Source organism: Herbaspirillum chlorophenolicum, from assembly GCF_001189955.1.
In the GTDB taxonomy this organism is placed as follows: Bacteria; Pseudomonadota; Gammaproteobacteria; order Burkholderiales; family Burkholderiaceae_D; genus Herbaspirillum; species Herbaspirillum chlorophenolicum.
On sequence record NZ_LFLT01000138.1, the window covers coordinates 1 to 1,611 of the forward strand.

Annotated in this window: 2 protein-coding genes; both read right to left on the reverse strand. The window is 53.5% G+C overall.

What is annotated here, in order from left to right:
- On the reverse strand, positions 1 to 1,162 hold a 1,162-nt coding region (locus AKL28_RS23535; RefSeq protein ID WP_082221661.1), incomplete at its 3' end, for a histidine kinase dimerization/phospho-acceptor domain-containing protein.
- On the reverse strand, positions 1,138 to 1,611 hold a 474-nt coding region (locus AKL28_RS23540), incomplete at its 5' end, for a winged helix-turn-helix domain-containing protein (RefSeq protein WP_050470699.1). The genes AKL28_RS23540 and AKL28_RS23535, both read right to left, overlap by 25 nt.

Sequence of the window (1,611 nt, forward strand, 5' to 3'; positions counted from 1 at the left end):
CCGGGATGCCTGGCCCATTATCTTCGACAATCAAGGCCACGTTTTTATCGTCAACTTCGATTGCAAGATCCACCTTGCCCCCATTCGGGGTGTAGCGAACGGCGTTATCAACAAGATTTCTGAGGAGCGAAAACAGATCGAGCTCGCCAACCAACAGGTGGGCATCTCGCTGACCATCCACGCCGATATCGATTTGCTTGGACTCGGCCAATGGCATCAGGTCCTCCAACACGCGGCGATAAATGAACTGGACGGAGATAGGCGTAGCCACGGCGGAAACGGATGATTGGGCTTTTGCCAACGCTAGCAGTTGATTGAGGAGGTTACGGCCTCTGTCGATTCCTTCCCGTAATGCGCGCAAGCGTTGCCTTGCCTGTTCGGACATGTCAGCCTCTTCCAACCTTTCCGCCTGCAGAGAGATGGCCGTCATGGGAGAGCGCAGTTCATGCGCGGCGTCCGCGACGAATCGCCGCTGCGAGGCCATGGATTGATCTATCCGACCTAGCAATCGATTGATCGCTACTGCAAACGGTCTTACCTCGACGGGGAAATGACTTGCCTCTACCGGGTGCAATTGCTCATCTTGGCGTTGGTCCACTTCCTTGGATAATGCCGCAATGGGACGGAACATCTTTCGGATCAGATCGGCGACGATCAACAACAGGACGGGAACCAGAAGCAAGAAAGGCATGATGGTTCTCAGCGCACCGTCTCTGGCGATTTCGTTGCGAAAATCAGATTCTTGGGCGACAGCGATGCGTTCGCCGCCAGGCATCGTCTGAACCAGCACACGAAAATTCTCTCCCGCCGCATCAATGTCGTGCAGGCCATCCGTCAACGTGGACGAAAGAGGAAGTGCTTCTTCAGCATCTATTTCCGCCTTACTGGCGGAATAACCAAGATGTTGAACAATGACGCGAGACTCTTCGTTCGAAGAAACGTAACTGACCTCTGGCACAGGAGAAGCAGGCGAAAGTCGCTGACGCTCCATCAGGTGAGCGATTTGACGAAGCATATCGTCCTGTAATTCGTGCGATTCATCTAGCGCGGAAACGAATGAAAATACCCCCGCTACTATGGCAACTATTAAAATCGCCAGGCAAAGTATGACGGAGAGCTTCAACTGAACCGATTCGTTCAGCCGGCTTTTGAGACCATCCATCCTACCCCCCTGACGTTTTTGATAATGTCGCTGCCAAGCTTCCTGCGCAAGGCATGGATCAAATACTCGACTGCATTGCTTTCGACTTCCTCGTTCCAGCCATAAATTCTGTCTTCCAATTCGCTGCGCGACAGAATTGCTCCCGGACGCATCAATAATGTCTGGAGCAGAGCGAACTCACGGTTGGATAATTGTGTCGAGCCTCCGTCTCGCAGGCTTGCCTCCTTGCTGACCGGGTCAAGCGATACCAGTCCATTGGTGAGTAGAGGAGAAGCTATTCCCCCCTTGCGCCGCAAGACCGCGCGCATGCGGGCCAGCAGTTCTGCCATCTGAAAGGGCTTGAGGACGTAGTCATCTGCCCCGCCATCAAGTCCTTGCAAGCGATCATCAAGGTCATCACGCGCTGTGATGATGAGTAAGGGAATTGGAATGTCTTTTGGTCGTATGCC